This is a genomic window from Lentilactobacillus sp. TOM.63 (assembly GCF_030361045.1).
Classification (GTDB): domain Bacteria; phylum Bacillota; class Bacilli; order Lactobacillales; family Lactobacillaceae; genus Lentilactobacillus; species Lentilactobacillus dabitei.
On the sequence record NZ_JAUCAP010000119.1, the window covers coordinates 1 to 4,724 of the forward strand.

Annotated in this window: 5 protein-coding genes and 2 pseudogenes; 2 read left to right on the forward strand and 5 right to left on the reverse strand. The window is 37.6% G+C overall.

The genetic code is table 11. The annotated features are described in order from the left end of the window. Positions 1-124: 124 nt before the first annotated feature. The 5 genes and pseudogenes from QUF07_RS13210 to QUF07_RS13230 all read right to left on the reverse strand — a co-directional run bounded on the left by QUF07_RS13210 (position 125) and on the right by QUF07_RS13230 (position 3,269). Positions 125-418: a hypothetical protein gene (locus tag QUF07_RS13210; RefSeq protein ID WP_122036936.1), complete on the reverse strand. Its 294-nt coding sequence runs from the start codon at positions 416-418 to the stop codon at positions 125-127. Positions 419-533: 115 nt separating this feature from the next. After that, positions 534-1,592: a baeRF6 domain-containing protein gene (locus QUF07_RS13215; protein WP_289427858.1), complete on the reverse strand. Its 1,059-nt coding sequence runs from the start codon at positions 1,590-1,592 to the stop codon at positions 534-536. Positions 1,593-1,688: 96 nt separating this feature from the next. After that, positions 1,689-1,997, reverse strand: a pseudogene (locus tag QUF07_RS13220) (MazG nucleotide pyrophosphohydrolase domain-containing protein); the annotation flags it as partial. Positions 1,998-2,121: 124 nt separating this feature from the next. After that, positions 2,122-3,072, reverse strand: a complete 951-nt coding sequence (locus QUF07_RS13225; RefSeq protein ID WP_353960970.1) for an IS3 family transposase — start codon at positions 3,070-3,072, stop codon at positions 2,122-2,124. Next, a complete protein-coding gene (locus QUF07_RS13230) occupies positions 3,018-3,269 on the reverse strand; it encodes a transposase (RefSeq protein ID WP_280597393.1) in 252 nt (83 codons plus the stop codon). The genes QUF07_RS13225 and QUF07_RS13230 overlap by 55 nt, the downstream gene beginning before the upstream one ends. Positions 3,270-3,494: 225 nt before the next feature. Between QUF07_RS13230 and QUF07_RS13235 the strand changes: the two are divergent. Both QUF07_RS13235 and QUF07_RS13240 read left to right on the forward strand, forming a co-directional pair. Next, positions 3,495-3,971: pseudogene (locus tag QUF07_RS13235) on the forward strand (replication initiator protein A); the annotation flags it as partial. Between the two features lie 44 nt (positions 3,972-4,015). Next, positions 4,016-4,195, forward strand: a complete 180-nt coding sequence (locus tag QUF07_RS13240; protein WP_054656189.1) for a hypothetical protein — start codon at positions 4,016-4,018, stop codon at positions 4,193-4,195. The last annotated feature ends 529 nt before the right edge of the window (positions 4,196-4,724 follow it).

Sequence of the window (4,724 nt, forward strand, 5' to 3'; positions counted from 1 at the left end):
AATTAACCACCAGTCTGCAAATGGTCGTTTTAGCGTTTTTAGCACTATTACTTAAGAGATTTTAGACAGCTTCTAAGACTCCCTGACCGCCTTTAGGATTAAAACTTTCGTTGATAAAGAAATTTCAAATTGAATCTGGTTTTGTTGAGACACGTTTACCAGTCTGGCGTTTGATCCCAGCAAGTAAATAGAACTTCTGGTGATGTCTGACTACTTTGCCAACATAGACGATTCGAGTTTGCTTTGCCTCGCGTTTTGTTAATGCTTTATCTGCGATATTGATTAGCTTGGTTTGAGTTTGGGGTGCTAATTGTTGGTTAGACTGAGTGTCGGAATTTGTTTTACTTGCGAGTACAGTTAGGGTACCTGCGATGATTAACAGGGCAATTGCCCAGATTGAAAATATCAGCTTTTTCATTATCGACTCTCCAAAAAATAATAGACCCTTAGTTTATTATTTTTTGGTGGTTTTCGCAAGTCATCAAAAAGCTCACAGAACAGCCCCGTTTAGGCGTGCTCTGTGAGCTTTTCGATTAATAAGTTGTTGCTTCCAATAAGGCTGGTGATTGTGGTTCTTCTTGTTTAAGAACAACCACCTGACTGTTAATCTTTAAGGCACGAGAGATAATTCGGTTGATGTCATTGTATAGGTGGTCATCGACGCTATTGGATAGGTTACCAACGTTAACAATCAGCTTGTTTAGTTGGTTTGTATCAATTGCTTGGTCAATTTCAGCTGTGTCAGTTAATACCCGCTTGTTATTAATGGCAGCAACATCGTCAGTGATTGTTTCAACCTCTTGTTCACTGATTTCGTTGCTAGTGGTCTTTTCAATTTGGGCATTTGTTAAGTCCGTTGGGGATTTGCTAATTTGAATTTCAGATAGAGACAGCTTTTCTGAAATTCGTTTGAATAATGCCAGATTTTTAGGTAATCCCATTAAGACGATTGGAACAGTTAAGTCAATAGTTTCAACCAGATACTTATTGATTTCGCGGTAGTAACGCTCTAAATCAATCTGTTTTTCCTTGCTTGTTTCATTGTGGCCATGGAAAGTTGTTGAACCACCTTGACCAATAAAGTTAAGTTCACCACCACGTTTTTCTGATCCTAATGTTTCCACTAGGTCGGTTGGGGCGTCTGCATCTAATTTCACGGGTGCAACTGTTTTATCAACAATTTTGAATAGTCTGAATGATGTTCCCTCTAACGCTAACAAGTAATACATCTTGTTTGGTTGCTCACGTAAAATAGATAGTAAGTCGGGAGATTTGCTAATTGTTAACTTTACTTCGTCAACAGTTGTCCGTGGTAAAACGAACAACTCTAAAGTATTACCTTGAATGAATAACGTTATCCCTTGGTATGGTAGGTTCTGATCAATCAAGTTGCCTACCTGACGTTCAAGCTCTTTATAGTTTAATTCAGGGTGGTCCATAGAATATTTTTTAATTTCTGTAAGCGCACTCTTTAAGTGCAGACGCTCATCTTGTTGGTATTTTAATTTATTTAAATTAATACTCAAGGTGAGTACATCTTCATTCGGAGTCAGTGTCTTCGGCAAGTTTTTCAGTGTAATTAGTTTTGTCATTTATGTCACGCTCCATTTGTTTGTATAACTTTATTATAACAAAAAAGTGAGTAGGGAGGATCAAATGAGTCTGATGCCTACCGTAGCAACTTTCCATTAAGCACCTTGATTTGATTCGAAACGTTTATTTAGCTTCCGCTCGCTATATTCCATTAAGGATGTGGGGTCAATGTCGTATTGACTACAAATTATCAGTACTTGGTCAATGACGTCTGCAAGTTCTTCGTTTAAGTTATCAAACTTTTCATAGGTTGATAGCTTGCGCTCACCTGGATGATCGCGACCGAATTCAATTGAACGGATTGCTCTTGACAGTTCACCAACCTCTTCGGTCAAATAATTTAGCCTAACTGGAGGAGTGTACTTATACCAATCTCGTTGTTTGTAAAAGTCTACTAACCAATTTTTGGATTGAAGTCAATATTTGAGACAGATTTTAAGAGAGATCAAGAACCGCGTTTAGCTTCCACAGCTCAAATAAATCATTAATTTCGATTAATAACTTATTTGAACCATGGAAAGCATTAAATTAGGCGGCCATCTGGTTCGCAATCGTTGCAATTTCAACTTGTAAGGGGGGTTGGTAGCTGAGTGAACTATGAATTCTCTTCCTATTGTAAAAGGAATGAACATATTCAAAGAGGACTGAAGCTGCCGCTTCGTAATTTTCAAAAACTGGAATTGGATAAACACATTCCTTTTTGAGTGAAGCATGGAAAGATTCCATTGGGGCGTTGTCATAAGGACAGCCCTTACGGCTATACGAGTGGCGGATATGTAGTTCATTTAAGCGTTTGTTATATTTATCGCTGGTGTACTGCGTACCTAAGTCACTGTGAATGATGAGGCCCTCAGTAACTGTCCGATTCTGGACGGCGCTCTCAAGCGTCTTCATGATCAGCTTGGTATCCATTTTTTTAGAAAAGGAATACCCGATAATCCGACGGGAGTGCAGATCCATGATGGTTGATAAGTAACACCAACCATCACGCTTAGTCTGAATATAAGTAATATCAGTTGTCCATTTCTGATTTAAGCCAGTGGTGGAGAAATCCTGCTTAAGCAGATTGGGACGCTGTTGAATCGCTTGTTTGGAGGAAGAGGTGGCCTTCCACTTCTTGATGGTAATCGAGTGAATATCCATCTCCTTCATGAGCCGAGAGACTCGGCGAGGACTGCAGCGGCGCTGCAGGGGTTGAAGTTCTTTACTTAATTCATATTGAATCTTCATGACGCCATATCTTTGTTTGAATTCAACGAAGATGCGGAAAATCCGCTGTTTCAGATCTTTATCTTCCAGACTCCTTTTTGAGGGCTTGTGGGCTTTATAGCGATAGTAATGCGCTCTTGAAACCCCGATGACTCGACACATCTTAGTTACCTGGTAATTTTGGCTTTCTTGTTGGATATAATCAAAGATATCGGTTATCTCTGCGCAAGGAAGCCGAGGGCTTTTTTTAAGATTTCGTTCTCCTCGGATAAAGCAGCTAAGCGTTTCTCCATTGCTTTAATCTCATCAGGAGTCTTACCTGACTTGTTTTGAGTTTGGGACTGAATCCACTTATGAACGGTGGAATAGCCAATGCCATATTCTCTGGCAAGTTGAGCAGCAGATTCACCTTGTTTATAGAGGTTGATAATGTTTTGTTTGAATTCTTTGTCGTAATGAGTTGGCATGTAAAAATTCCTTTCTTTTAAGAGACGATTGACTTATTATACCCTCTCTTAAAAGTTGTCTCAGGAACTAGCTTACATCCATGCCAAGTATCGAGAACCTTTTGAATTGGTATCATGTTAATTCAAAGGGTTCCCCAAGTTTTTAATCTTAGCAAAGCAAGTTAGGTGTTTTAGCAGCGATCTTTTGAATTAACATGAGTTGGATATAGAAACGGGGCTTATATGATGAAAGAATTCGATAATTTCAATTATTACGAGGTTAACAATGTTTACGAAGCCTCATTCTTTCAGTTTCCAAAAGTATTGATGTACGGCGAACAATATCGATATTTAAGTAGTGGAGCCAAATTGGCCTATATGGTACTGAAAGACCGATTAGAGTATGCCTTACGCAATCACTGGGTTGATGAGGAAGGGCACGTCTACTTTATTTTTTCGAATCAGGAATTAGGAAATTTACTTAATTGCAAGAATCAGAAAGTCGTCAAAATAAAAAGAGAACTCGCAGCTGCTCATTTGCTGATACAAAAACAACCAGTTTTTAATCCCCGAACTAAAAAAGATGAACCCAACCGTTTATATCTATCTACGCTTGATGTGAAAGCAACTGACGTTTATTTACGGGGAAAATATGGGCAAAAAGCGTCGCAACCCCTAGGTACAAGCAGAAATGTGAAAATCACACATAATCTAGATAGAGAACCTAAATAAAAATAGATATCGTTTGTTATGGGAGGCAGTTTCTGATGAGTAAAAGAGCCTTGATCTATATTTTACGGTATTTACTAGCGATTGGGTTATTTGCTGTTTATTATGCAGTTTTTGAAAATCAAAGCCATGATTTAATTCAGACCGTTTTTGCTGTTGCAATCGGCGTTGGAATTGCCACTTTGCCCGTTAAATCTAAAGATCAAAATAAAAAGTAATTCCTCAATTGTCAAATCAAGTGCCACACTAATAGGATATCTAAAACAAATTGTTGCCAGGTAATATTGCTGGGATAATTTTTCATGGATCAAATTCACTTTTTTACACAGAAGTTTATCAATAATCATGGATATTGGACAATCTCTTACAGCATTTGATATTTTTTCTATGAATCGTAATTTCGTAGCCAATTATTTCCCGACCATTTTAATACTTTTCATTAAAAACCAATAACTTAATTTTGTACTTAGCTCTTTAGTTATTACATTTAAGTGTTAAAGTAGATACATCTTGAATGGATGTAACTTTTTTGTGAATGAGGAAACTTGTATGTATAAAAAGATGATCATAATGCTTGTTACTGTTGCACTTAATTTGACAATTCAAGGCTTTAATATTAATGCTTTAACGGCCTCTGCTGTACCTCTTGATCACTACCATATTGTCATTACTTAGAAGCTGTCTAAAATCTCTTAAGTAATAGTGCTAAAAACGCTAAAACGACCATTTGCAGACTGGTGGTTAATT